This is a genomic window from Bartonella sp. AP88XZML (genome assembly GCF_042195565.1).
Taxonomy (GTDB): Bacteria; Pseudomonadota; Alphaproteobacteria; order Rhizobiales; family Rhizobiaceae; genus Bartonella.
The window spans coordinates 1-25,240 of the sequence record NZ_JBHIOQ010000029.1 but is presented as its reverse complement, the minus strand read 5'-3'; the positions used below and the strand labels follow the sequence as shown (position 1 = coordinate 25,240).

General features: G+C 38.1%; 22 protein-coding genes and 2 pseudogenes. 7 read left to right on the top strand and 17 right to left on the bottom strand.

Annotated elements, in window-relative coordinates:
• Position 1: 1 nt before the first annotated feature.
• Positions 2 to 880 (top strand): protein-disulfide reductase DsbD domain-containing protein, encoded by an 879-nt coding sequence (locus ACFIK2_RS02230; protein WP_375634235.1) that lies wholly within the window; start codon positions 2 to 4, stop codon positions 878 to 880.
• Positions 881 to 906: 26 nt separating this feature from the next.
• Here ACFIK2_RS02230 and rnhA read toward each other — a convergent pair whose 3' ends face one another.
• The 4 genes from rnhA to cyoE form a co-directional block, all read right to left on the bottom strand.
• Entirely contained in the window at positions 907 to 1,374 is a 468-nt protein-coding gene (gene rnhA / locus ACFIK2_RS02225) for a ribonuclease HI (RefSeq protein WP_375634233.1), read from the bottom strand.
• A 5-nt stretch (positions 1,375 to 1,379) separates the two neighbouring features.
• Positions 1,380 to 2,339, bottom strand: coding sequence for a homoserine kinase (locus ACFIK2_RS02220; protein WP_375634231.1), 960 nt, complete (start codon positions 2,337 to 2,339; stop codon positions 1,380 to 1,382).
• Positions 2,339 to 3,394: a 4-hydroxy-3-methylbut-2-enyl diphosphate reductase gene (gene ispH, locus ACFIK2_RS02215; RefSeq protein ID WP_375634229.1), complete on the bottom strand. Its 1,056-nt coding sequence runs from the start codon at positions 3,392 to 3,394 to the stop codon at positions 2,339 to 2,341. Before ispH ends, ACFIK2_RS02220 begins: the two co-directional genes overlap by 1 nt.
• Positions 3,395 to 3,572: 178 nt before the next feature.
• The gene (gene cyoE, locus ACFIK2_RS02210) at positions 3,573 to 4,508 is read right to left on the bottom strand and encodes a heme o synthase (protein ID WP_375634227.1); all 936 of its coding nucleotides are present in this window, start codon (positions 4,506 to 4,508) and stop codon (positions 3,573 to 3,575) included.
• Between the two features lie 344 nt (positions 4,509 to 4,852).
• Between cyoE and ACFIK2_RS02205 the strand changes: the two genes are divergently transcribed.
• Complete coding sequence (locus ACFIK2_RS02205; protein WP_375611128.1) at positions 4,853 to 5,392, top strand: invasion associated locus B family protein; 540 nt, start codon at positions 4,853 to 4,855, stop codon at positions 5,390 to 5,392.
• Between the two features lie 110 nt (positions 5,393 to 5,502).
• Positions 5,503 to 6,927: a metalloprotease TldD gene (gene tldD, locus ACFIK2_RS02200; RefSeq protein WP_375634225.1), complete on the top strand. Its 1,425-nt coding sequence runs from the start codon at positions 5,503 to 5,505 to the stop codon at positions 6,925 to 6,927.
• Between the two features lie 556 nt (positions 6,928 to 7,483).
• Here tldD and ACFIK2_RS02195 read toward each other — a convergent pair.
• The 8 genes and pseudogenes from ACFIK2_RS02195 to ACFIK2_RS02160 all read right to left on the bottom strand — a co-directional run bounded on the left by ACFIK2_RS02195 (position 7,484) and on the right by ACFIK2_RS02160 (position 16,113).
• A pseudogene (locus tag ACFIK2_RS02195) lies at positions 7,484 to 8,738 on the bottom strand (class I SAM-dependent RNA methyltransferase).
• Positions 8,735 to 9,478 (bottom strand): TlyA family RNA methyltransferase, encoded by a 744-nt coding sequence (locus ACFIK2_RS02190; RefSeq protein WP_375634289.1) that lies wholly within the window; start codon positions 9,476 to 9,478, stop codon positions 8,735 to 8,737. The pseudogene ACFIK2_RS02195 and the gene ACFIK2_RS02190 overlap by 4 nt, the downstream one beginning before the upstream one ends.
• A 16-nt stretch (positions 9,479 to 9,494) precedes the next feature.
• Complete coding sequence (gene dxs / locus ACFIK2_RS02185) at positions 9,495 to 11,402, bottom strand: 1-deoxy-D-xylulose-5-phosphate synthase (RefSeq protein ID WP_375634291.1); 1,908 nt, start codon at positions 11,400 to 11,402, stop codon at positions 9,495 to 9,497.
• Between the two features lie 241 nt (positions 11,403 to 11,643).
• Complete coding sequence (locus ACFIK2_RS02180) at positions 11,644 to 11,898, bottom strand: exodeoxyribonuclease VII small subunit (protein ID WP_375618413.1); 255 nt, start codon at positions 11,896 to 11,898, stop codon at positions 11,644 to 11,646.
• 7 nt (positions 11,899 to 11,905) lie between these two features.
• A complete protein-coding gene (ribB, locus tag ACFIK2_RS02175; protein ID WP_375676859.1) occupies positions 11,906 to 13,009 on the bottom strand; it encodes a 3,4-dihydroxy-2-butanone-4-phosphate synthase in 1,104 nt (367 codons plus the stop codon).
• A 15-nt stretch (positions 13,010 to 13,024) separates the two neighbouring features.
• Entirely contained in the window at positions 13,025 to 14,113 is a 1,089-nt protein-coding gene (gene aroC, locus ACFIK2_RS02170) for a chorismate synthase (protein ID WP_375676858.1), read from the bottom strand.
• A 148-nt stretch (positions 14,114 to 14,261) separates the two neighbouring features.
• On the bottom strand, positions 14,262 to 15,080 hold the full coding sequence (fabI, locus tag ACFIK2_RS02165; protein WP_273787904.1) for an enoyl-ACP reductase FabI: 819 nt from the start codon (positions 15,078 to 15,080) through the stop codon (positions 14,262 to 14,264).
• A 127-nt stretch (positions 15,081 to 15,207) separates the two neighbouring features.
• Positions 15,208 to 16,113, bottom strand: coding sequence for a DnaJ C-terminal domain-containing protein (locus ACFIK2_RS02160; protein WP_375634213.1), 906 nt, complete (start codon positions 16,111 to 16,113; stop codon positions 15,208 to 15,210).
• Positions 16,114 to 16,439: 326 nt separating this feature from the next.
• Here ACFIK2_RS02160 and pdxH point away from each other — a divergent pair, with 326 nt between their 5' ends.
• A complete protein-coding gene (gene pdxH / locus ACFIK2_RS02155; RefSeq protein WP_375611119.1) occupies positions 16,440 to 17,063 on the top strand; it encodes a pyridoxamine 5'-phosphate oxidase in 624 nt (207 codons plus the stop codon).
• A gap of 237 nt (positions 17,064 to 17,300) precedes the next feature.
• Here pdxH and ubiA read toward each other — a convergent pair whose 3' ends face one another.
• Positions 17,301 to 18,305 (bottom strand): 4-hydroxybenzoate octaprenyltransferase, encoded by a 1,005-nt coding sequence (gene ubiA, locus ACFIK2_RS02150; protein WP_375634211.1) that lies wholly within the window; start codon positions 18,303 to 18,305, stop codon positions 17,301 to 17,303.
• 90 nt (positions 18,306 to 18,395) lie between these two features.
• On the opposite strand from ubiA, the gene purD reads away from it, so the two are divergent.
• The gene (gene purD / locus ACFIK2_RS02145; protein ID WP_375634209.1) at positions 18,396 to 19,670 is read left to right on the top strand and encodes a phosphoribosylamine--glycine ligase; all 1,275 of its coding nucleotides are present in this window, start codon (positions 18,396 to 18,398) and stop codon (positions 19,668 to 19,670) included.
• A gap of 1,059 nt (positions 19,671 to 20,729) precedes the next feature.
• On the opposite strand, the gene ACFIK2_RS02140 is transcribed toward purD, so the two are convergent.
• The 3 genes from ACFIK2_RS02140 to ACFIK2_RS02130 form a co-directional block, all read right to left on the bottom strand.
• Positions 20,730 to 21,257 carry a DUF6101 family protein gene (locus tag ACFIK2_RS02140; protein WP_375628324.1) on the bottom strand — a complete coding sequence of 176 codons (528 nt, stop codon included), beginning with the start codon at positions 21,255 to 21,257 and terminating at the stop codon, positions 20,730 to 20,732.
• 144 nt (positions 21,258 to 21,401) lie between these two features.
• On the bottom strand, positions 21,402 to 22,811 hold the full coding sequence (locus ACFIK2_RS02135) for an FAD-binding oxidoreductase (RefSeq protein ID WP_375634207.1): 1,410 nt from the start codon (positions 22,809 to 22,811) through the stop codon (positions 21,402 to 21,404).
• A 2-nt stretch (positions 22,812 to 22,813) separates the two neighbouring features.
• Positions 22,814 to 23,776: an L-threonylcarbamoyladenylate synthase gene (locus ACFIK2_RS02130; protein WP_375620641.1), complete on the bottom strand. Its 963-nt coding sequence runs from the start codon at positions 23,774 to 23,776 to the stop codon at positions 22,814 to 22,816.
• 277 nt (positions 23,777 to 24,053) lie between these two features.
• Between ACFIK2_RS02130 and ACFIK2_RS02125 the strand changes: the two are divergent.
• Both ACFIK2_RS02125 and ACFIK2_RS02120 read left to right on the top strand, forming a co-directional pair.
• Positions 24,054 to 24,334 (top strand): annotated as a pseudogene (locus ACFIK2_RS02125) (type II toxin-antitoxin system RelB/DinJ family antitoxin).
• Positions 24,335 to 24,343: 9 nt separating this feature from the next.
• A complete protein-coding gene (locus tag ACFIK2_RS02120) occupies positions 24,344 to 24,616 on the top strand; it encodes a type II toxin-antitoxin system YafQ family toxin (RefSeq protein WP_375636309.1) in 273 nt (90 codons plus the stop codon).
• 61 nt (positions 24,617 to 24,677) lie between these two features.
• Here the strand turns inward: ACFIK2_RS02120 and ACFIK2_RS02115 are convergent, their stop codons facing one another.
• Positions 24,678 to 24,896, bottom strand: coding sequence for a hypothetical protein (locus ACFIK2_RS02115; RefSeq protein ID WP_375634205.1), 219 nt, complete (start codon positions 24,894 to 24,896; stop codon positions 24,678 to 24,680).
• Positions 24,897 to 25,240: the final 344 nt, after the last annotated feature.

The window sequence follows — 25,240 nt, the reverse complement described above, 5'->3', positions numbered from 1 at the left end:
AATGAAAAAAAGTTATATATTTACAAATTTACAAAATATCGCAACTTTCTTTTATAAAAAGCTTTTAGTTACTTTAAGCTTAACATTCATAGTTTTAGAATTACTTAACATTCCTGTAAATGCTCAAACAGAACAAAAACTCCAGCTTTTCGCAACATCTTGGTATGAATCAGATGGTGGTCGTATCCGATTAGCGATCACTGAACCTTCTCTTTCTGGAATAAGAGAAGGCATTATTGAAATTGAGCTTAAACCAGAATGGAAAACTTACTGGCGTAATCCAGGTAATTCTGGCATGGCACCATTTTTTAATTTCAACCAACAGATTTCTTATGAAATCTTTTATCCTACTCCACAGCTTTTTGAAACAGAAAATGATTGGTCATTAGGTTATAAAGATAAAGTAATATTGCCCTTCAATCTTTCTAGTTCAAGCAAAAATTTAAGTGGTGCTTTCACTCTTGGATTATGTCACAAAATCTGTCTTCCATTTACTGTTAACTTTGATTTTTCGCCATCTGCTCTTAAAAATAAACAGCTTCCTGCTTCCTTCTTAAAAAAGGCGCAAGATTCTTTGCCACGCATGGCGCAGAATGCACTAAAAATAAGTGCCGAAAAAAATAACAGTACCCTTCTTATAAAAATACAAAATAATAACAAAACCACTCCTTCCTCTCTCTTTTTAGATGGAGGAGAAATGCAAATTGGAGCAGCAAGAAAAGTCAGTGATAACGCAGAATATACACTCTTTAATGCTCCACTCTATTTCGCACCAGAAGAAATAAACCAAAAAATTTTTTATACAGTTTCTTTTAAAGATCACGCCTTAAGTGGAACATTCATATTCCATACGCAGCCAACCCCTCTTGCGTCTCCGTGATAAAAGAAAAAGCTCTCAAACAGCAATTATGCTGGAAAACGTCCATTTTCACGATATTGAGTAATTGCTTTGCGAGCAAGGGCATCTGCGCGTTCATTTTCTGGATGTCCCGCATGCCCTTTTACCCAGTGCCATCTAACTGTATGACAAGAACTAGCATCCTCAAGAGCTTGCCATAGCTCCATATTTTTAACAGGATTTTTTGATGCGGTGCGCCAATTATTCTTTTTCCAATCTTCAATCCACTTAGATATACCGTTACGTACATAAACTGAGTCTGTATAAAGATCGACCAAACAGGGCTCTTTAAGCACCTTTAATGCACAAATTGCCGCCATGAGTTCCATTTGATTGTTTGTCGTATGGACCTTACCGCCATAAAGCTCCCGTTCATGACCATTCCAGCGTAAAATTGCCCCCCACCCTCCAATTCCAGGATTCCCTGAGCAAGCACCATCTGTATAAATTTCAACGACTTTTTGTTGAGTTGCCATAAAATTTAAAAACCTAATTCACTTAGCGAATTTACATTACTGAAAAAACAAAGCTTGTGCCAATACTCCCATGGATCTTTCTTAATAACAAAGCTATTAGGCGGTGTATTAAACCAATCATATAGACGTGTGAGTAAGAAACGTAGAGACGCACCACGAGCTAATAAAACCATCTTGTCCAATTCTAAAGGGATCAATGGTCTTATTTTTTGATAATTTTCCAATAACTTACGTGCTTTGGTAAGATTATAGGAATGATCAGGCTCAAAGCACCAAGCATTTAAACAGATCGCTAAATCATAAGCAAAAAAGTCATTACAAGCAAAATAGAAATCTATCATCCCAGAAAGACGATGATTCACAAAAAAAACGTTATCATTAAATAAATCTGCATGAATAATGCCTATTGGTAAATTGAACGGCCAATTTTCCTGTAAAAAAGCCAATTCCAACTCAATTTTTTGTCCAAATTCTTTTAACAATGCATCTTCTTTGGTTTGACAACGTTGCCACAATACCTGCCAATCCATAACAGAAAGAGTATTTTTACGACTGAGTGTAAAATCCTGTCCTGCTAAATGTAATTGTGCTAACCCCATCCCCACTTCGCCACAATGATCTATGTTGGGCTGGCGGATCCACTCTCCTTCCAGAAAAGTAATAATAGCAGCAGGACGTCCTGCTAATTCACAGATCATCATTCCATCATTTTGAATAACAGGTTTAGGACAAGGAATTCCACGTTGTCCTAAATGCTGCATCAAGCGACAAAAAAAAGGTAAATCATCTTTTGAAATACGCTTTTCATAAAGTGTTAAAATAAATCGCCCTTGTGTTGTCTCTAACATAAAATTGGAATTTTCAATCCCCTCTTCTATACCTTGATAAGACAAAAGTGATCCTATTGCATAACGTGTTAAAAACACTTTTAAATCATTTGGGTGAATATCTGTATAAACGGCCATTATTCTGCTTTCGTTGTAGACATGTCTGTATTCTGATTTTCATTTTTTGCATTATTTGCTTGACCATTGACGAAAGCCATATCTTGAGACGTTAAAATGACGTCACGTAATTCGCGACTCACTAAAAATTTTTCCGTTTCTACCGCTGTTTCAGCTAATTCTATTGTGACATCATAACGCTCACGAAACGCTGAAATAATTTCATCAATAATAATTTCAGGAGCCGAAGCCCCTGCTGAAAGACTGACAATAGAAAGAGATTTTAGGTTTTCAAAATTAATTTCATCAGCGCGCTGAACTAAAATAGCTTGTCGCGCACCAGACTTTTCGGCAACCTCTACTAAACGTCGTGAATTAGAAGAATTTGGTGCTCCAACAATCAAAAACAAATCACTCCCCTTTGCCGCTGCTTTAACCGCATCTTGTCGATTCGTTGTAGCATAGCAAATTGATTCAGCCGCTGGGGCTGCTAATGTAGGAAAACGTTGTTGTAATATATCGATAATTCCTGCAGTATCTTCAACAGAAAGCGTTGTTTGTGTAACAAATCCTAATTTATCTGGATCATTGGGTTGATAATGCAAAGCATCTTCTATCGTTTCAATAAGCGTCACAACCCCTTCTTCAAGCTGTCCCATTGTCCCTATCACTTCAGGATGACCAGCATGACCAATCAATATAACATGACGACCATGACGTTGATGTCGTATCGCTTGTTTATGAACTTTCGAGACCAACGGACATGTTGCGTCGAGATAAAACAAATTATAGCATCGTGCTTCTTCTGAAACAGATTTTGGTACACCATGAGCAGAAAAAACAACTGGTTGATTGCGATGTTCTTCTGGAATCTCATTAAGTTCTTCGACAAAAACAGCACCCCGTTGCTGTAATCCCTCAACCACGTAGCGGTTGTGTACAATTTCATGACGAACATATACTGGAACACCATATTTTTTTAATGCAAGCAGAACAATCTGGATAGCACGATCAACCCCTGCACAAAATCCACGTGGACTACAAAGACGTATCGTTAAAGGGGGAAGTCCAGACATAATCATCCTTAATCTCTATAGCTTTATCATATTCAAACAACCTATCATTATACATGAATAAGCAATGTAAAAAAACGCGCAATATCATCTTTTGTATAAGAACACACTCTATCGTATTTTCTTACAGCATTTTCTTGAAGAAAAGCTCTTTTAAAATTTGCTCCTTCATTTTACGCAACTAAAGAGCGATAAAATACCAAACAAGAGATTCAATCAAAAGAATTCCAAAGATAGCTGCCAAATAAAGTAATGAAAAGAAAAACGTTTTTTTGGCCATCAAAATAGTTTCATTATGTGTATCAGCTTTCCACAAACGATAGGCAAAATAAATAAAGATAATGCTTAAAATTGTTGAAAAAATACCATAAAAAATTCCGCCAAGACCAGTAAAACACGGAGCAGCAGCGCATAATGCCATCAAAACAGTATAAAATAAAATCTGTTTTTTTGTTGAATGCTCACCTCGTACATTAGGCATCATAGGGATACCTGCAGCCTCATAATCAAGAGATGAAAATAAAGAAAGAGCCCAAAAGTGAGGAGGGGTCCACATAAAAATGATTAAAAATAATAAAAAGCTATCAATACTCACTGTCCCTGTTGTCACGGACCATCCAATCATTGGTGGAAAAGCCCCAGAAGCACCACCAATAACAATATTTTGTGGTGTGATACGCTTTAACCAAATTGTATAGATAACGACATAAAAGAAAATCGTAAACGCAAGAAAAAATGCCGCAAACCAATTAATGAAGCTCCCCATAACCAATACCGAGAGCATAGAAAGAACCATGCCAAAAATAAATGCCTTTTGGGAGCTGATTTTACCCATGGGAATAGGACGCTTTTTAGTTCGTTCCATCACAGCATCAATGTCAGCATCATACCACATATTCAATGCTCCCGCACCACCACCGCCAACAGCAATACATAAAATTGCTAAAAAACCATACAACGGATTGATAGGAACAGGCGATACAAGCAAACCAACCAGAGCCGTAAAAACCACAAGAGACATAACACGTGGCTTTAATAATGTGATGTAATCACCAATACCGGATTTTGGTGGCGTTGATTTACCATTCACAACAGATAACTCTTCTGAAACTGACATTCCACTCAAAGCCCTTTTCCATTTCTGTCATTCACAAACCCAATATTATCTGACAAATATTATCTAGCGTATGGAAATGACCAATTAAGACCAATCGTATTTTTGAGAAAATATGAAATATCTCTTTCGCACGTATCCCCTAAAAGTAAATGGAAATATTGGCAATAAAAATACATTTTTTCAATCAACGTTCTCTCCACATTACAAATGTATCATAAAAATATATCATATGAATTAATATATTTGGGTAAATACTGATTTTGTGTTATAGTTTTTTATGGGGAGTTCATTTTTTTATGTAAATCTATGCATGGTTGTGGGTGTTGAGTCGGATAGGATTTTCTGTGATACTTTATAAATTACTCAAAAAAACTTTTTTTATTGGTGCTGTTCTTTACACACTTTATAGTAGTTTTATCAGTCATGCATTTGCACAAACACCCTATGCACAAGATGTCCCTGCTCCACAAACCTATGGTGCATGGACAAAAGTGTGTTCTCTACCACCAGGTACACCTAACATGCAGTGTGAAGTTGTACAAAACGTTCACACACAAGGGCGTCAAGATATTACCTTGCGCGTTACATTTTATAAACTTCCTCAAAAGCAAGGTGCCTTGATGCGTGTTTTTGTTCCGATTCGCGTTGAATTACGTCCTGGCGTTGGAATTAAAATTGACGATAAAAATATGGGCAGAATGGAATATCGTCGTTGTCTTGGTGATAATTGTGTTGCTGAAGCCTTTCTTAAAGAAGACATATTGCAGCTCTTTTTAAAAGGAAAAATGGCAACCTATTTTATCTTTACAACTCCTGAACAAGGGATTGGAGGTTTTGTTGACCTTCATGGTCTTGGCGACGCCTATGCAACCTTACCGACATGAATGAAATCAATACATTTTAAACAATCAAAATCTCATCGTATATTTTGAAAGATTCTTAAAATTAGATTGATAAAAATCTTCTAAGCCCCCATAAAAATAGGATAATTCTTATGAAATCGCTGATTGATCATTTTGATATTGCTTCCTCTAAAGTGCAATCACTTATACAGGAAACACTTCATCATGCTGATGATGGTGAGCTTTACCTTGAGTATACAGAAAGCGAAGCTCTTTTATTTGATAATGGACAGCTTAAAAACGGCTCATTTCATCAAGATATGGGATTTGGACTACGCGTTGTTGCTGGAGAGGCTACTGGATATGCTCACTCTAGTGAGTTATCAGCTGCTGCACTCAAACGTGCCAGTGAAGCTGCTAAAGCTGTTACCTATAATAATCATGCAGGGACTTATAGCATAGCACCTCAACAAACAAACAAAAGACTTTATCAACCGCATAATCCCCTTGATTCTCCATCATTTGAAGAAAAAAGTGCTCTTTTGCAAAAAATTGATGCCTATTTACGTGCTAAAAATGATAAATTGCATCAGGTGACTGTTTCTCTTTCCGGCTCGCTACAACATGTTGAAATTTTACGTGCAGATGGTTATTTGGTTCGTGATATTCGTCCCCTTGTGCGACTTTCTATATCTGTGGTCGCAGCTGAAGGCAATCGACGTGAAAATGGTTTTTATGGATGTGGAGGGAGACAAGCATTTAACCAATTTATTCATGAAGACAATTGGAAAAAAGCTGCAGATGAAGCCTTACGTATGGCTTTAACAAATTTAGAAGCAGAAGCAGCGCCAGCAGGAACATTTGATGTTGTTTTAGCCAATGGATGGCCCGGTGTTATGCTTCATGAAGCCGTAGGTCATGGATTGGAAGGTGACTTTAACCGCAAAAAAACTTCTGCTTTTGCTGGACTTCTTGGCCAACAAGTTGCCGCAAAAGGTGTTACAGTTGTTGATGATGGTACAATTCCCGAATGCCGTGGTTCACTTACTGTTGATGATGAAGGAACCCCATCAGGATATAATGTTCTTATTGAAGATGGAAAACTCGTTGGCTTTATGCAAGACAGACTAAATGCTCGACTTATGGGGGTTAATCCAACTGGAAATGGACGGCGTGAATCCTATGCACATGCACCAATGCCGCGGATGACTAATACGATCATGCTAGGAGGCGATAAAACACCTGAAGAAATTCTATCATCATTCAAAAACGGTATCTACGCTGTTTCATTTGGCGGAGGACAAGTTGATATCACTTCTGGAAAGTTCGTCTTTGAATGTACTGAAGCTTACAGAGTAGAAAATGGTAAAATTGTAGCGCCTATTAAAGGTGCAACCCTTATCGGTAATGGACCAGATGCCATGAAACGTATTACAATGATTGGCAATGATAGCAAACTTGATAATGGTATTGGCATGTGCGGAAAAGCAGGGCAAAATGTCCCTGTTGGTGTTGGTCAACCTCATCTTCGAATCAATAATATGACAATCGGTGGAACTGCGCTTATAGAGGAATAAGCTTGCTCATTCCTTCCCAGTATTGCCTCCTTCTCGTCTATTACGACCATTTTGTGAGGGGGATGTTACAATGAATTGATTTATAAAGATAATCTAGCGTTATTCATATTTTATTAGAACCTTGAATACCGTAAGATTCTCTCATTTTAAATCTGTGTCTGTTGGATCAATCAAAATCATTCGTTTATACGTTACAGGCGGGGAGAGTTATATGGATAAAAACTGTACAAGAAAGAACTAAAGATTCCTCTTATGGGCCGTCTCAAGTACCAAGAGTTTTAAGAAACATTAGGGGATGGCAAATATAACGACGGCACAGGCTTATTCAGACACATCTTCTTCGTAATACATTAGTCTTTTGTGGTTTTTTTGTGTGGGGTAACTTGTCTTTTATATTTCATAATAAAAAAGCTTAAAAGAAAAAAAACACTTTCTACATTCAGTGCTCTTAACTCAACGAGAAAAAGATTATTATTATAGATAAATTTTGGAGAGATTTTATAATAATACACAGGTCAACTTTTAAAAAATCTTCATAGCATTAAAAAAAATTAGGCTAAAGTTTCCAACCTTTCTTTTTTTTCTTTTTGCTCAAAACAGCAACAATTTCGACATGTGGTGACCATAAAAATTGATCAATCGGTATGATTTTTTCTACTGTATACCCCCCTGCAACAAGAAGAGATAAATCACGAGCAAATGTAGTAGGATTACAAGAAATTGCCACAACACGTGATACTGTTGTCTTCGCTAATTCACGTACTTGTTGCTCTGCACCAGCACGGGGAGGATCAAAAACAACACTCTCAAAACATTCAAGTTCCTTTACAGAAAGGGGATGTCGGAAAAGATCACGTTTTTCACAAGTGAACGTTTTTAAACCAGTCGCAAAACGTGCTGCTGTATTTAGATTTCTTAATGCATCTTCATTATTTTCTACTGCATGAACATTCATCTTTTTTGCCATACGCAAGGTAAATGTTCCTACCCCTGAAAACAAATCAACAGCATTCTTTACTTTTTTAAAATGAGTCAAAATAATATTGCCCATTATATTTTCAGCTTCACAAGTTGCTTGCAGAAAACCACCAGAAGGAAATTCAACACGGACATCTCCAAAGTAAATCTCTGGTTTTTCTCGTTCAACCAAAACTTCACCGTCAACAGATAAACGTATAATCCCATATGAAAGAGCAGCACTGATCATTTTCTGACGAAGTGATTCATGGTGTATAATGCAACCGCTTAAAGCAACATCTAAACCATTTTCAACACATGTTATCGTAACATGAAACCGTTTGGCAGAGCTGCTTAGAAAAGCACAGAGCTCTCTAATATTATGCAACTGAGAAATAAGCTCTGGACGGCTTACTGGACATTCCTCAAGAGCTACAATCTCATGAGAGAGATAACGGTTAAAACCAACTTTTTGCCCCTGTGGGGTCATAGATGCTGTTAGAGTAATCCGCCGTCGGCTATAAGGTTTACATTCTATTAAAGGCGCAACAACATTATTAAGTCCATACTTTTTAAGCGCATCAACAACCAATTGTTGTTTCCATACGCGATAAGCATCCATATGCCAATGCTGAAGAGTACACCCTCCACATTCTCCAAAATGCTGACAAAGAGTATCAATGCGTTCTAATGATTTTTCTTTTAATGCTATATATGTTGCATATTTTCCATGAACCGTAATTTCAGCACACTCTCCTGGTAAAGTAAAAGGAACAGAAACGAAGCCGTGAGACGGTCTTAGCAGTACCATAACCATTTGCTCCGATATGATCGATTATGACATTGTCATTCACTCTTGTTTTTCTCCGAATAGTAAATATTCCACGTTGCCATCACCACCTGTAATAGGGGAAGAAATTAAACTTTTTGCACTCCACCCTGTTTGTGTACTTAACCAAACAAAAAGCGCCTCAGCAATTTTTTTAGCACTTGATGGACTTAATATTCCTCCCTTACTAAAGTGTTTACGACCAACCTCAAACTGAGGCTTTACCAGTAAAACAGCTTGGGCTCCCTTCTTGGCTAAAGACAACACGGGAGGCAATGCAAGTTTGAGCGAAATAAAGCTAACATCTGAAACGATAAGATCAATTTCTCGCCCACCTAAATGTTCCTGTTTAAAATCTCTGACATTCAAGCCTTCTAATAACGTTATAGCACTGTTGCCCAATAAACGTTTATCAAATTGATGATGCCCAACATCAACGGCAATGACATGATCTGCTCCACGCTCTAAGAGAACTTGCGTAAAACCACCTGTTGATGCACCAACATCAATGGCTGTCACTTTATCTGTTATAATTGGAAATGCATCAAGTGCAGCAATCAATTTTAACGCTGCCCGAGAAACATAATTCTGTGCTGGATCACAAACGGTAATCTCTGCATCATCAAAAACGATTTGCCCAGCTTTAAAAACGATTTCTCCGTTAACTTTAACAGTTTGGCGCATAATTGCATCACGTGCGCGTGAACGTGTCGTAAAAAAGTTTTTTTCAACTAAAAAAATATCGAGTCTTTTTCTGGAAGCCATCTCATACTCGAATTTTCTATTCTGTTCGAATCTCGCGTCCCAAAACAGCAAAAACCGTGCTTAAAATACCCATAGCGTCAAGTCCGACACGTGAAAGAACTTTTTCTGGTGAACCATGATTCAAATATTCATCAGGAAATTTTAGTGTACGAACTTTCAAACCATGCTCTAAGAGCCCTTCTTGCGCTAAAAATTGTAATATGTGCGCTCCAAATCCACCGATTGCCCCTTCTTCAATTGTCACCAATACCTCATGCTCACGTGCCAAACGACGCATCAAATCCTTATCTAAAGGTTTTGCAAACCGTGCATCTGCAACCGTTGTAGACAATCCTTCAGCCTCCAACGCATCAGCAGCTTGCAACACTTCTGACATCCGCGTTCCAAAACAAACCAAAGCGATTCTATTTCCTTCACGCAGAACGCGCCCTTTTCCAATTTCTAATAACTCACCACGTTGCGGTAAATCTATACCAATCCCCTCACCACGCGGATAACGAAAAGAAATTGGTCCCTGATCATAAGCTGCAGCTGTACGCACCATATGCATCAGTTCAAGCTCATCAGAAGGTGCCATAACAACAAAGTCAGGAAGAGTGGCCAAAAAAACAATATCAAAACTTCCAGCATGTGTTGCACCATCTGCCCCCACAAAACCTGCTCGGTCAATAGCAAAACGTACCGGTAATTTTTGAATTGATACATCATGAACAATTTGATCATAAGCACGCTGTAAAAAAGTAGAATAAATTGCAACAAAAGGCTTATACCCTTCACAAGCAAGTCCTGCCGCAAAAGTTACGGCATGTTGCTCAGCGATACCAACATCAAACATTTTTTCAGAAAATTTTTTCGCAAAAGAATCAAGACCTGTCCCTGTTGGCATCGCTGCTGTTATGCCAACAATCTTATCATCATGGCGAGCTTCTTCTATTAAAGCTTTAGAAAATACCTTGGTATAGGGTAGAATATTACTTGATGCTTTTACCTGTTTTCCTGTCGTGACATCAAAACGATTAACACCATGATATTTATCAGACGAGGCCTCTGCAGGTGGATATCCCTTTCCCTTATGGGTTACAACATGCACCAAAACAGGACCATTAGGATATTCACGAACATTTTTAAAAACAGGCAATAAATGCCCCAAATTGTGCCCATCTATGGGGCCAACATAATAAAAGCCAAGCTCATCAAATAAAGTTCCCCCAACCAAAAGGCCACGCGCAAATTCCTCTGAACGACGGGCTTTATCCAAAAAAAACTTTGGCAATTTTTCGCTCAACATCTTTACGCGTTCACGCAAATGACGATAAGAAGGACGAGACACTAATCGTGCAAGATGTGCACTCATAGCACCTGTAGGTGGTGCTATAGACATATCGTTATCATTAAGAACAACAATCAAGCGTGCATTCAAAGCACCAGCGTTGTTCATTGCTTCATAAGCCATGCCCGCAGACATTGCACCATCACCAATGACAGTTATGATATTGCGTCTTGTCTCTGCTTTCAAAGCACTTGCCACCGCCATACCAAGCCCCGCTGAAATAGAAGTAGACGAATGCCCCGCTCCAAATGGATCATACACACTTTCTGAACGTTTTGTAAAACCCGATAATCCGCCATCTTGACGTAATGTGCGAATTTTTTCTCTACGCCCCGTTAAAATCTTGTGTGGATAGGTTTGATGACCAACATCCCAAATAATCCTATCCTCTGGTGTATTAAAAATATAATGTAATGCAACAGTGAGCTCAACAACACCAAGTCCCGCGCCAAGATGACCACCTGTTACAGAAACCGCATCAATTGTTGCGGTCCGCAACTCATCAGCCAACTGTACCAAATCAGACTCAGGCAATGCCCGCAAATCTTGCGGAAAACAAACACGGTCAAGCAATGGTGTTAAGACCTGAGACAAAAAAAATCCTTTCTATTATCTTAACTCAAGAAAACACAATGATAAAAATATATCTTCTCTACTCTTTTATTTACAGTTTTGCATCTTTTTTACTGAAAAATGCTCTTTTCTATTTGAGATGAGCTATAATTTCCTCATTTTTAACTTATTTTATAAAAAAGAGATCAATAAAACTTTCTATTTATAAACTAAGGTTATTGCTTCTCTTAAGTCCCACAATAAATATCCAAAAAGATTTAAATTATTTAGCATCAAGTGGTTCCACTCCTTCTGGAGAACCTTCTTCTGAAAGCTGGATTTTTTCAACTTTAGCTTCAGCAACTCTTAAGAGTTTTTCACAATGCTTTTTAAGCGCTTCACCGCGTTCATAAATATCAATGGATTGTTCCAAAGGCACATCGCCACGTTCCAAATTTTCGACAATAACTTCAAGTTGCTTAAGCGCTTGCTCAAAGCTTAAGGTCGTAATATCCCCCTCTTGTATCTCTTTTTTCATATGAACCTCAAAAAATATCTGTTCTGGATATACGAACTCCAAAACCTTCCAAACCTACATAATGATGCTCTTTAGAAGCATAAACAATAACAGAGCCTATTCCTAAATATTTTAAAATTTGTGATCCTAAACCAATTTTGCGCCATTCTTCTTCGCGTTCAATCGCCTGCACATGGTTTTCTGAACTGTTTCTTGTCATGTTTTGAATACCAACAGTTGATTGTATAACAGATCCTTCACGCAAATAAATAAATACGCCACGTTTTTCTTTTTCCATCATACGCCGCATCATCACCATAATATCTGAAGTTTGACAAAAAACGTCACTTATAATGTTTTCATGATGTAAATGCACAGGAATATTCTCACCCTCACGGACATCACCAAAAACAATTGCAATATGCTGAACGACTTCCCAAGGGAGTTGATAACTTTGAACAATAGCGGGACCTACAGATGTTTCAATAAGCATTTCTCCAACATGCTTGATCAATATTTCCTTACGTTGGCGGTAAGAAATTAAATCTGCAACCGTTATAATATGCAACCGATGTTCTTGCGCAAATTTCATAATCTGATCGCCATGTTTAACGCTTCCATCATCATTGACTAATTCACCGATAACACCAACCGGCGGCAAATTAGATAATTTACATAAATCAACAGCGGCCTCCGTGTGACCTGAACGCATGAGCACCCCCCCTTCATGCGCAATTAAAGGAAAAACATGCCCTGGACGAACAAAATCATCCGCACTTGCATTTGAATTCGCAAGATTACGTACAGCTAATGTACGGTCATGCGCTGAAATTCCTGTTGTTATGCCGTGTTTAAAATCAACAGTAACCGTAAATTGCGTCCCATGTGCAGAGTTATTATCTGGTACCATAAGAGAAAGATTAAACCGTTTTGCTTCTTTTTTTGGCATAGGTGTGCACACAATACCTGTTGTGTGACGAAGAATAAACGCCATCTTTTCTTCTGTACAATGCGCTGCAGCAACAGTTAAATCACCCTCATTTTCACGGTCATCATCATCTGTCACCACAACAATTTCACCGCGTTCAAAAGCTTTAAGTGCAGAAACAATTTTTTTTTCATCATACGCCATTGTTCACCTTTTCAATCACCCAACTTGACCGCGATGTCTTAGATAATGGTCAGCAATAGCACAAGCAACCATCGCCTCACCAACAGGAACGGCACGAATCCCAACACATGGATCATGACGTCCCTTTGTTATAACGTCTATATCATGACCATCAACATCAATGGAACGACGAGGTGTTAAAATTGATGAAGTAGGCTTTACAGCAAAACGTGCAACAATTGGCTGTCCACTCGATATTCCCCCTAAAATACCACCAGCATGATTGGATAAAAAAAGCGGTTTTCCATCATTTCCCATTCGCATTTCATCGGCATTTTCTTCTCCCCTCAAGCGGGCTGCCGCAAAACCATCACCAATTTCCACACCTTTTACCGCATTAATCGACATAAGTAACGAGGCAATATCTTGATCAAGCTTTGCGTAAATAGGGGCTCCTAAACCTGCCGGAACATTTTCTGCAACGATCTCAACAACCGCACCAACAGATGTCCCCTCTTTACGGAGTTTACTGATATAGTCACTAAAAATGTGAACCATCTCTGCATCAGCTGTAAAAAAAGGATTATTATCAACCTCTGACCAATCCCAACGATCACGATTAATATTATGAGGACCAATTGCTATCACTGCTCCTCGTACAATCAAACCAGGAACGATTTTACGAGCAAATGCACCTGCTGCAACACGTGCTGCCGTCTCCCGTGCCGAAGCACGTCCCCCGCCTCGAAAATCACGAATGCCATATTTAATATCATAAGTATAATCCGCATGTCCTGGACGATACTGATGAGCAATTGCTCCATAATCTTGAGAGCGTTGATCTGTATTTCGAATCAACAGAGAAATTGGTGTACCTGTTGTCACCAATGTCGTTCCATCGTCTTGAACAACAACTCCTGAAAGGACCTCTACTTCATCTGGTTCTCGGCGCTGCGTTGTATATTTTGATTGTCCTGGCTTGCGTTTATCAAGATAAGCTTGAACTTCTGCAAGAGTAAAAATAATTCCAGGTGGACAACCATCAATGATACAACCAAGAGCAGCACCATGACTTTCACCCCATGTTGTTACACGAAACAAATGACCAAATGTATTATGCGACATGAAAAAAGATCCATTTCTCTGTCAAATATATACAACGATAACGTATGTTGTGTGCTATACACAAGACAACTCTTTTCTCCCAAATACTCTTGGACACCTTAAATTTGGTCAAATTACTGCTGTCTAATAAAATCTTATAAACCAAACTTTATTCTTTAACGACAGAAATGTCTGGTGCATCAACTGCCTTCATACCTATGATATTATAACCCGAATCGACATGATGGACTTCACCGGTAACAGAACGAGACAAATCTGAAAGAAAATAAAGCGCAGAATCACCAACCTCTTCAATTGTTACCGTACGACGTAATGGAGCATTATATTCATTCCATTTTAAAATATAACGAAAATCACCAATACCAGAAGCCGCTAACGTTTTAATTGGTCCAGCAGATATAGCATTAACACGAATATTTTGGGGACCTAAATCTACCGCTAAATATTTCACGCTCGCTTCAAGAGCGGCTTTGGCAACCCCCATTACATTATAATTGGGAACAACCTTTTCTGCACCATAATAGGTTAGTGTCAAGATTGAACCACCATCTGGCATCAATTTTTCTGCACGCTTCGTTAGAGCTGTTAGGGAATAAACGGAAATATTCATCGTCATCATAAAATTTGATTCGCTGATATCAATATAACGACCACTTAATTCATCTTTATCAGAAAAACCAATAGCATGAACTAAAAAATCAAGTTTTCCCCATTTCTTCTCTATTTCTCTAAAGACCGTATCAATAGAGACACTGTCAGAAACATCACAATGTCCACAAACAAATCCCTTTAATTCTTCAGCCAAAGGCTCGACACGCTTTTTCATTGCTTCACCCTGATAGGTAAAAGCAAGCTCTGCCCCTGCGCTACTTGCCGCTTTAGCGATTCCCCAAGCGATGGAGCGATTATTGGCCAACCCCAAAATTAAACCACGCTTACCGTACAATAAACCATTACCCTTAGCCATCAGCACTGCCCCATTGTTACTTAAAATTAGTATTATTCACCTGCCTATGACACAGGTCAACTTTTTCTTCAAGCAATTGGTTTAAAATCAAACAAAAACTACGCTTTTATATATAAAATTTTTAAAATTAATCTTGTTGCATTTGCAAAAACTGTTCTAGTGCGGCGGCATTTTCATCTCCCGGCAACATAATGCGAACATGCACATAAAGATCATCTCTTGTACCATTTTTTAAACGAAGCCCTTTCCCTTTCAACCGTAAAACGCGATCAGAACTTGACCACGCAGGAATCGTTAAAACCACACGCCCCTCCAACGTCTCAACTTCTTCTTTTGCTCCCAAAACAGCATGTTTAAGAGAAACTGGTAAATCAAGATGGAGTGCTTTTCCTTCAACCCGAAAACGAGGATGTTTTTGAATCTGAATGGTTATCAACGCATCTCCTGCTTGCCCGTGAGGTACCTCTTCTCCCTGACCTTTTAAACGAATAGTCTGTCCGTCTTCAATATAATCTGGAAGTTTAATTTTTAACTTTTTTCCATTTGGAAAAACAGCCTCCACCTTTTCTGCGCCAACCATCTGCTCTAATGTTATGGCAAGATTAGCACGAACATGTGCTCCTTGTTGGGGACGGTTATAGTGTGTGGAATTCGAAAAGCTACCTCCTCCTCCAAACAGATCCCGAAAAATATCACTCGCATCAAAACTTGCACCACCTGAAGAGGAAAAATCAAATCCCTTTGCTCTTCCTGAAAAGGGATTTTGTTTATTGCTAAAATTTTCACCAGCACCATAGGCTTGATAAAGCGGTTTTCCTTCCATATCAATTTCACCGCGGTCAAATTGTGCCTTTTTATCTTTATCACCTATAATTTCATAGGCTTGATTAATTTCAGCAAATTTCTCTTTAGCCTTTGTATCATCTTTATTATGGTCTGGATGATATTTCTTCGCTAATCTTCTAAATGCCGATTTAATCTCTTGCGATTTTGCGGTACGTGCCACACCCAGAATCGTGTAGGGATCACGCATATTGCCCTCTTTTCAATTTCTTCGTTTTCAAAATATCAACTGATACGTTGTTCAATATCCCTTATAGCTTCATTAGTCTATTCTAGAGAATAATTTCTTCTTTTCTCTTTATATGTCTATCAATAAACTAAAATACCAGATAAAATGAGACATTTATTTAATATAGCTCCTTGTAGTCTATGCTAAAGTAAAAAATAATTAAACTACCATAGAAATACACGATAGCATTGGCTTTTTGAAAATAAGAAAAAATAGTACTGTAACTTCTTGATGATCAAGTAAATGAGAAAATGCCTCACCCATGCTCACTGATATTTGGAGAAACTATGAGCACAAAAATACCAACAGATGATCATTTTATGAAAATGCAAAAACCTTTTGAACTTTTCGCAAAGTGGCTTGAAGAGGCAACGATAAGTGAAATAAATGATCCGAATGCTATGGCATTAGCAACAGTTGACGAAACAGGACTCCCTAATGTTCGTATGGTTCTCCTCAAAGACTACAGTCCCCAAGGATTCGTCTTCTATACCAATTATGAAAGCTGTAAAGGACAAGAAATTTTAAAATCAATGAAAGCATCCTTAGGTTTTCATTGGAAATCACTCCGTCGTCAAGTCAGAATTAGAGGAATCGTTGAAAAAGTAAGTCAACAGGAAGCCGATGCCTATTTCCAATCGCGACCACGTGGTAGTCGAATTGGTGCATGGGCCTCTAAACAATCTCAACCTTTAGACAATCGTTTTGTGCTCGAAAAAGCAATTGCTCAATATACTGCGCGTTATGCTCTAGGCAATATTCCACGACCACCTTATTGGTCTGGGTTTCGTGTTAAACCCCTTTCTATAGAGTTCTGGTGCGATCGCCCATTTCGTTTACATGATCGTTTGCTTTTTACACGGGATTGTGTTGAACACAGCGATTGGAAAAGACAAAAACTTTATCCCTAATCCTTCAAACTTCATCGTTATGAAGATTTTTTCTTCGCAACAATTAAACAAATATTTTTTATTCGAAAAATTCTAAAAGAAGATGATTTATTCTATTTAAATAGAAGAATTTTATTTTCACTGTAAAGGTTAATTGGTGATATTTTCTACTGTATTGCTTAAAAATAGATTAGCAACAAGCTTATTAAAAAAAACATACTGTATTCAGTAGAAACTATGATTTTAGCTAACTTATTTTTAGACCGCAGGATAAAATATCATCCATATACCCCCACATACTAAACCAGAAAAAATCACAAAACCAATAAGCGAATTAGATTTGAAAAGCCTGAGGCATTGTGAACTATCATCTATATCAATGACTTTAATTTGAATAAACATATGGATACTTGCCACAAAAATCCCCAAAAAACTAAGAACAGGGACTCCAGCTAAATAAAATGCTAGACTAACGAACATCACAAAACCACCATACAAAAATACTAAAGCACGCTTGGTTGCTTTACCAAAAAGAAGAGCCGTAGAACGGACACCAACAGTAACGTCATCTTCTTTATCTTGATGTGCGTAGATTGTGTCGTATCCTATGGTCCACAAAATTGATCCCACATAAAGCAAGATTGGTGCCCAGCTTAAACTTCCAAAGACAACAGCCCACCCCATTAATGCCCCCCAATTAAATGCAACGCCTAAAAAAAACTGCGGCCAATATGTTACGCGTTTCATAAAAGGATAAAATGCAACAGCTATCAATGACGAAATACCTAGAAAAAAACTAAACCTATTAAATTGTGATAAAACGACTAAACCAACAAAACATTGCACAAGGATAAAAACTCTCGCTTGAAACCGACTCACATGTCCTGTTGGCAATGGGCGAGAACGTGTCCTTTCTACCTGAGCATCAATTTTATGGTCAATAAGATCATTCCAAGTACATCCTGCCCCTCGCATAGCAATAGATCCCAGAAAAAAAAGAAAAAGATACCAAACCCAATGAAGAAACATTGATAAAAGAGTATCGTAATGCATGTTATAAGAGAAAAAAGCCATTGTTGTTGACCAAAAACAAGGCCACATCAACAATTGCCAACCGATAGGTCGATCCCAACGCGCCAATTGCGCATAAAACCATAAAGAACGGGGAAGGAAGCTGTAGACCCATTGTTTGGAAGATGCATCCATAACCCGTCCTTGGCTATCATAGGACTGAACATGCGCGATATTTTTATTTTTTTTCATCAAATGATTTACCTTTGGTCTTGCGATAGAGACATTTCATTCTTATGAGAAGAGGATGAGATTAATTATCTTTTATGAGAGGAGCAAGCAATGAATATTCTTCTTATTGGCTCAGGTGGACGAGAACATGCTTTAGCATGGAAAATAGCAGCATCACCACTGCTAACAAAGTTATATTGTGCTCCTGGAAATCCTGCAACAACAGAATTTGGTGAAAATATTAATTTGAACATTGATGACCATCCCCTTGTTATTGATTTTTGTAAGGCACATTCTATTGATCTTGTAATTGTAGGACCAGAAGCACCCTTGGTGGCGGGTATAACAGACTCTCTTAATAGCGCTAACATCTGTGTATTTGGTCCTACTCAAAAAGCTGCTCAACTAGAAGGTTCAAAAGCCTTTACAAAAGATTTATGTCGGAAGAATAACATTCCTACAGGAAGTTACCAATGCTTTAATGATGCCTCTAAAGCTAAAGCTTACATTCAGCAACAAGGTGTTCCCATTGTTATTAAAGCTGATGGCTTAGCAGCTGGCAAAGGTGTCGTGGTTGCAACAACTATGGAAGAAGCGTTTAACGCAGTTGATGCCTGCTTCAAAAGTACATTTGGAGATGCAGAAAACAAAATTGTTGTAGAATCTTTTCTTGAAGGTGAAGAAGCAAGCTTCTTCTGCCTTTGTGATGGTAAAGTTGCTCTTCCTTTTGGATCTGCTCAAGATCATAAACGTGTAGGTGATGGGGATACTGGAGCAAACACCGGTGGTATGGGTGCTTATTCACCAGCGCCCATCATGACCCAAGAAATAGTGAATCGTACTCTCAAAGAAATTGTTGAACCAGCTTTAAAAAGCATGAAAGAAATGGGTGCCCCCTTTAAAGGTATTCTCTTCGTCGGATTAATGATAACGCAAAAAGGACCCGAATTAATTGAATTTAACGTACGATTCGGTGATCCTGAATGTCAAGTTTTAATGATGCGCCTCAAAGATGATATTTTGCCAATTTTTCTTGCTGCAGCTCAAGGAAAACTTGAAAATCAGCCTCTTCGGTGGTCTGAAAAAACAGCTCTCACCGTTGTTATGGCTGCTAATGGTTATCCAGACTCTCCCCAAAAAGGTACTGTTATCCGTAACGTTGATCAAGTAAACACTCTTCTCGATGTGAAAGTTTTTCAAGCTGGTACAGTGTTGCGTGATGGAGAACTCATTGCAAATGGTGGACGTGTACTCAATATAACAGCAACAGGAAAAACGATTACCCATGCACAAAAACGTGCTTATGAAGCTGTTGATTGTATTGATTGGCCAGAAGGTTTTGTTCGTCGAGATATCGGATGGAGAGCCGTTGCGCGAGAAAATTAAATCCTTTGAATATTCTTTTTTTACGATTTTCTTATTTTATATAAGAGCATGATACAAAAATTTTCTCACTGTTTTACGTTGACCATAATTTTGAAAAAATGAGTGTGCTTTCCTTTGAACAATCAAATATTGTAAATAGGATATCTACTCATGATAAAATAGGAAAATTTTCTGAATCTGAAGATGTAATATAAAATAATCATTTTACTGTTGTCTTTACTTTAAACGCATTTTCTCATCATTTTTATAAACACTTTCTTTCTTATAAAATCCTGAGGAAAAACGTATATACTATCATTTCTTTTATTTATCGCGTTTTTAGTGAAATTCCGCTTTTACGAAAAATGAAATGCCCAAAAAAGATAGTTATGTTATTCACATACAAACTCTTAAACAATATCTCTCATGCTTATCATTCCCATTTTACGACACTACCTGCAAATAGTATAAATCCATTCTGCCAGCTTTCTGGAATAAAAATAAAAACCTATACCATCATTGTATTTTCCAATTCTCAATATTACGATAACCCTTTCTATCTAAATGATTTTGATTATAAAAGAGAGATGAAATAAGAATATTCTGCAATATTCAAAGCTTTCATTCAACATGAAGAAATGATTTATAAAAAAATTCAAAAACACTTCCAGTAATCTTCTGGTGTTTTTAATAATGTGGCAAAAACCCAAAATTATACCGCAAAAAAACAGTTTCTATTGTTATGAAAACCGTTTTTACCTCTCTGAAAAAAGCGTTTTACATCATCGATTCCTGCTGCCAATGTATGGTGTCAAAAAACTCTCATTTACAATCATTGACTTTCTCTTTGTTTTAAAGAACCAAAAGTCACACCAAATCCCGTCTGTAAAGGTCTGAATTCTCATTAATATGCTGCACTTACACAAAGACCTACAAGCAAACTTAAGAATATTCGCCATATCTTCTAAAAACACTTCATGTGTGAAGTTTACATGCCTTATGTTACCTCCCCAAACAACGATGTTTTACAGCACAACAAGATAAATGCTGACGGTAGTACAAAAATGAATGCATGTTAATTTACTGGAGTGCAATTCGATTCGCAATCACCAAACGCAAGCCTAACGGATTGCTATAACGAAGTAAAAAATGCTTTTGTTTAGAATGTGCTGTTGTACCAAAAAATCGATGTAAATCAGAACGATCTTTTACAACCAGAATGCGATTATCTTCATTGATCATAAGCATGGGAAGGCCATAAGTATCCGCCCATAACCGCCAATCCAGAAGAACATTATTCAAATCTCTGGAAACCAAAAGCGGTATACAAGCTTCCTCATCGGCATGAAGTAATTCTAATGCAACAGCTCTTTCTCCTGAACGCGTTTTTACGGTACGTGCTGCAATTCCTTGAAAATGATAAGGGGGTATTAAATGCGATAAGCTTGAAGGCATATCCGTTTTAAAAGAAACACCACGCTCATTTAACGAACAAATAACCTGATTACCCGTTTTGGATGAAAAATATGTCGTCGTTTGTGGCAAATGGCACGGATCTAACCGAAATTCAAGCACCGCTTTTGCCTGATTAAAGCATTGATTAGCCATATACATTATCCCAATTTATCTTAAATAACATACACCCTTTAGCAGCTTTTTCTCATTGGATTATTAAAAGTTTGAATAAAAAACAACTGGTTTCTTTTTTGGTTATTAAAATCTAAACAAAAATGCATGATCACCATTCTTGAATTATAATACTTTTCCAGGATTCATTATCCCTAAAGGATCGAACGTTTTTTTAATCCCTTGCATAATATCCAATGCGACAGGCGATTTAAAAGAACGAAGTTCTTCGCGCTTAAGCTGACCAATTCCATGCTCAGCAGAAAATGCACCTCTATAGTCCACCACTAAACTATGAATGCGATGATTCATTGTTGACCATAACTGCAAGAACACTGTCGTATCAGCTCCTACAGGTTGTGTAATATTATAATGTAAATTTCCATCGCCCATGTGTCCAAAACAAATCACCCGTGCTCCTGGAGCAATATCCTCAACAATAAGCGCTGCATCAGCAATAAAATCAGGAATAGAAGCAAGTGGGATTGCAATATCATGCTTAATGGACCCTCCTGCTAACTTTTGTGCTAATGATATACTTTCTCGTAATTGCCAAAAAAAATCTTGCTGTTTTAAAGATTGCGCAACAACTGCATCTTCTATCACCGCATTCTTTAAAGCTTCTTCTAAAATAGTACTCAATACCGATAACGCCTCATCATTGCCTTGCAACGATGAAATGTTCATTAATACATACCATTCATGTTTCCGCTGAAGAGGAGGCTTCTCACACATCTTATAATCTAAAGCCATTTGCAAACTGAGATTTCCCATGAGCTCAAAACCTGTCAACATCCCTCCTCCATACTCTTGAGCCAGAGATAAAAACTCTAAAGCCTTCGCCGGACTATATAATCCCACCAAAGCAACAGCTTTTCCTTTTATTTTTGGAAACATCTTCAAAACGGCTGCGGTTATAACACCCAATGTACCTTCTGCACCAATAAAAAGATCTTTTAAATCGTAACCGCTATTGTCTTTTTTAACAAAACGCAAATCATCTAAAATACGCCCATCCGGTAAAACAACTTCTAAACCAAGACAAAGATCACGCATATTGCCATAGGCTAAAACAGCTGTCCCTCCAGCATTCGACGAAAGATTTCCTCCTACTTGGCAAGAACCTTCAGATGCCAAAGAAAGAGGGAAAAAACGACCTGATTCATCCACTTTTTTCTGTAAATCCTGTAAAATAACACCAGCCTCTACAACAACAAAATTTCCTTCAATATTTATAGCTCTAATCTTATTTAATCGCTCCATGGATAAAAGAACGCCCTCTCCTCTTTCATCTGGTTGTTGTCCCCCCACAAGCCCTGTATTTCCACCCTGTGGCACAATCGGTGTGCGCGTTTTGCTCGCTAACTGCATAATCGATGAGACCTCTGCGCAAGAAGATGGACGTAAAAGTAAAGGTGTTTTTCCATGAAAAAGCCCACGCTCTTCAAGCAAATACGGTGCAATCAACGCTTGATCTGTTATAGCATGCTTAGCACCAACAATTTCCCTAAACCCTTCAATTAATTCCTGCTCCATGTTCATTTCTCCTTTGGAGCCGCAGCCCGTATAAGACGATCATTGATAGCCTCCCCTAATCCGTATAATGGAATAGGTTCTACTGCGATACATCTCACTTTAAATGAATCTAATTCCTTCATATATTGAAATAAATGAGAGGCTGCCTCTTCTAACTTTCCATCTTCGCTAAGGTTTAAAATAGAAACGGCATTTTCAGCCCCCATAACACGCTTTGAACCAAATGCTAAAAGCGCTTCACCATTTTCCACCTTTTCTACATTCAAACGAACCGTGGCATTGGGAGCATAATGCGACTTTAACATCCCAGGAGCTTCAATCGCCGCCCTTTGATCTATCCGTTTTAAAGGCTTCCCCACAACTTCTTCAATTTCATCAGCCGCAAGCCCCCCTGGACGCAAAAGATAAATATTTTCACCACAAATTTTAATAATCGTTGATTCCAGCCCTATTTTAGCAGGTCCTCCGTCCAATATCAAAGGAACAGATTCCCCCAAAGATGCAAAAACAGCCTCAGCTGAAGTAGGGCTAAGACGCCCCGATTGATTCGCACTAGGAGCAGCAAGTGGGCGGCCAAAATGTTGTACCACTTCCGCAAAACGACTGTCTGGAAAACGAACAGCCAAGGTATTCAAACCAGAGGTTGTTAAAGGATGGATATTATGCTGTTCCTTTAAAGGCAAAACCAATGTCAAAGGACCTGGCCAAAATTCCTCCATTAATTGGCGTGAAAGAAAGTCAATTTTAACATAACGTTCCGCCATTTCGATGCCGCTGACATGCGCAATAAGAGGATTAATTTGCGGACGACCCTTTGTAGAATAAATAGAAGAAATTGCTCTCCCATTGGTTGCATCGCCCGCTAATCCATAAACAGTTTCCGTTGGTAATGCTACTAACTTCCCTTGTTCAAGAAGCGCTATTGCCTCTCTTATCGAAGCACTATCGAGTGGTAGAATCGTCATGACACATCATTTCTATAACACTCTTTTAGTGATATTATGCTCTTTTTTATTCATATATCACATTGATTTATATGTTTTTTTAAGTATGGGGTTCATAAATAAAGGTTAGGGAATAGGATTTTCCAATATTCTTCTACAAAACATATCTTATTCTGCTAACTTTCTCTAATAATTTTTTGAATTTTGCTAAGTTCTCTTGTGAAAAGCTATTGTTGAAACTCTTGACATAGACTTAACGTACAGTACATTGTGCTACAATTGAATAGGGGATTTAGCAATGGGAAAAATTCAAGCCCGCATACCTGATCAAGTTCAAGAAATTGCAAGTGCAGTTATTAAGTCTACGGGTTTAACTGTATCGGATGTAGTACGCATGTTTATGACCCGCATTGCTAGAGATCGTACATTACCGCTTGGATCTTTCAACCAAATCCGGAAACATTACGAGCTATCGAGGATGTCGAAATGGGATGCGTCGAACGTACATTATTAGACAGCTTAAGGACCATGATACGCGAAGATAGAACCGAAATGCGTAAATCTGAAAAGAAAACCTAAGCTTGCTATATTGTCTATACGCGTTCATTCCGGTCTGACCTTAAACGTGAAAGCAAAGGTAGGTATGCTAATACACTAGAGAAGGATTTGCTGCTTGTGGTCAAAGCGTTAGCGGAGAATGAACCGCTAAAAGCGCATTGGAGAGATCATGCGCTAACAGGTCAATGGCGCAATTTTCGTGATTGTCATATCAAGCCAGATTTAGTTTTGATCTATCGAAAGCCGAATACCAAAACACTCGAGCTCTTACGACTTGGTTTGCATTCTGAACTACGCTTATGATTGGATCTCCAATTCATAGTAAAAAGAATTTTTCGAAGTTTTTGCTTGTATGACAGTTTTTCTAATTCTTTGAAAACCACTGCTTCAAATGAGCGAAGATGTTGTCTATCGCATCCATGAGGCATGCAAAATCAAGGATAAGCAAAAAAAGAAAAAATGCTATCCACTTCATCAAGCGAGACATCATTTTCACGCTTTGATAGGTGATGATCATTTCTTGAAGCATTTCTTTTTCTGCTTCTGTAAGCTCTGTGTATTTTTTGGATTTTTTTCTAACCATGTTTCCACCCACACAAGCGTTGACCCTGCTTGTTATGCTTTAAGATCTCTCTTGCTAAGTTTGAGCTAATGGTGTTCAGATCTTGCCGGCTTAAATAAATAGGTAACCAACCAACACAAGAAGAAACATATTTATTTGTCGCGCAACCAGTGTGTAATGCATTGATTTATAATGATAATCTAGCTCTGTTCATATTGAATTAGACCCCCGAATAACGTAGGATTCTCTCATTTCAAATCTGTTTATCTTGAATCAATCAAAACCACTTGCTTGCACACCACAAGCGGGGTTGATGTGTGGGTAAAAACTATAGCAGAAAGGAGTAAAAATGGTTCTTATGAATC

Excerpts from the sequence above, each read along its gene's own strand:
- ACFIK2_RS02230 (WP_375634235.1), top strand. The coding sequence starts at position 2 with ATGAAAAAAAGTTATATATTTACAAATTTACAAAATATCGCAACTTTC.
- rnhA (WP_375634233.1), bottom strand. The coding sequence starts at position 1,374 with ATGGCAACTCAACAAAAAGTCGTTGAAATTTATACAGATGGTGCTTGC.
- ACFIK2_RS02220 (WP_375634231.1), bottom strand. The coding sequence starts at position 2,339 with ATGGCCGTTTATACAGATATTCACCCAAATGATTTAAAAGTGTTTTTA.
- ispH (WP_375634229.1), bottom strand. The coding sequence starts at position 3,394 with ATGTCTGGACTTCCCCCTTTAACGATACGTCTTTGTAGTCCACGTGGA.
- cyoE (WP_375634227.1), bottom strand. The coding sequence starts at position 4,508 with ATGTCAGTTTCAGAAGAGTTATCTGTTGTGAATGGTAAATCAACGCCA.
- tldD (WP_375634225.1), top strand. The coding sequence starts at position 5,503 with ATGAAATCGCTGATTGATCATTTTGATATTGCTTCCTCTAAAGTGCAA.
- ACFIK2_RS02190 (WP_375634289.1), bottom strand. The coding sequence starts at position 9,478 with ATGGCTTCCAGAAAAAGACTCGATATTTTTTTAGTTGAAAAAAACTTT.
- ACFIK2_RS02180 (WP_375618413.1), bottom strand. The coding sequence starts at position 11,898 with ATGAAAAAAGAGATACAAGAGGGGGATATTACGACCTTAAGCTTTGAG.
- ribB (WP_375676859.1), bottom strand. The coding sequence starts at position 13,009 with ATGGCGTATGATGAAAAAAAAATTGTTTCTGCACTTAAAGCTTTTGAA.
- aroC (WP_375676858.1), bottom strand. The coding sequence starts at position 14,113 with ATGTCGCATAATACATTTGGTCATTTGTTTCGTGTAACAACATGGGGT.
- fabI (WP_273787904.1), bottom strand. The coding sequence starts at position 15,080 with ATGGCTAAGGGTAATGGTTTATTGTACGGTAAGCGTGGTTTAATTTTG.
- ACFIK2_RS02160 (WP_375634213.1), bottom strand. The coding sequence starts at position 16,113 with ATGCGTGATCCCTACACGATTCTGGGTGTGGCACGTACCGCAAAATCG.
- pdxH (WP_375611119.1), top strand. The coding sequence starts at position 16,440 with ATGAGCACAAAAATACCAACAGATGATCATTTTATGAAAATGCAAAAA.
- ubiA (WP_375634211.1), bottom strand. The coding sequence starts at position 18,305 with ATGAAAAAAAATAAAAATATCGCGCATGTTCAGTCCTATGATAGCCAA.
- purD (WP_375634209.1), top strand. The coding sequence starts at position 18,396 with ATGAATATTCTTCTTATTGGCTCAGGTGGACGAGAACATGCTTTAGCA.
- ACFIK2_RS02140 (WP_375628324.1), bottom strand. The coding sequence starts at position 21,257 with ATGGCTAATCAATGCTTTAATCAGGCAAAAGCGGTGCTTGAATTTCGG.
- ACFIK2_RS02135 (WP_375634207.1), bottom strand. The coding sequence starts at position 22,811 with ATGGAGCAGGAATTAATTGAAGGGTTTAGGGAAATTGTTGGTGCTAAG.
- ACFIK2_RS02130 (WP_375620641.1), bottom strand. The coding sequence starts at position 23,776 with ATGACGATTCTACCACTCGATAGTGCTTCGATAAGAGAGGCAATAGCG.
- ACFIK2_RS02115 (WP_375634205.1), bottom strand. The coding sequence starts at position 24,896 with ATGGTTAGAAAAAAATCCAAAAAATACACAGAGCTTACAGAAGCAGAA.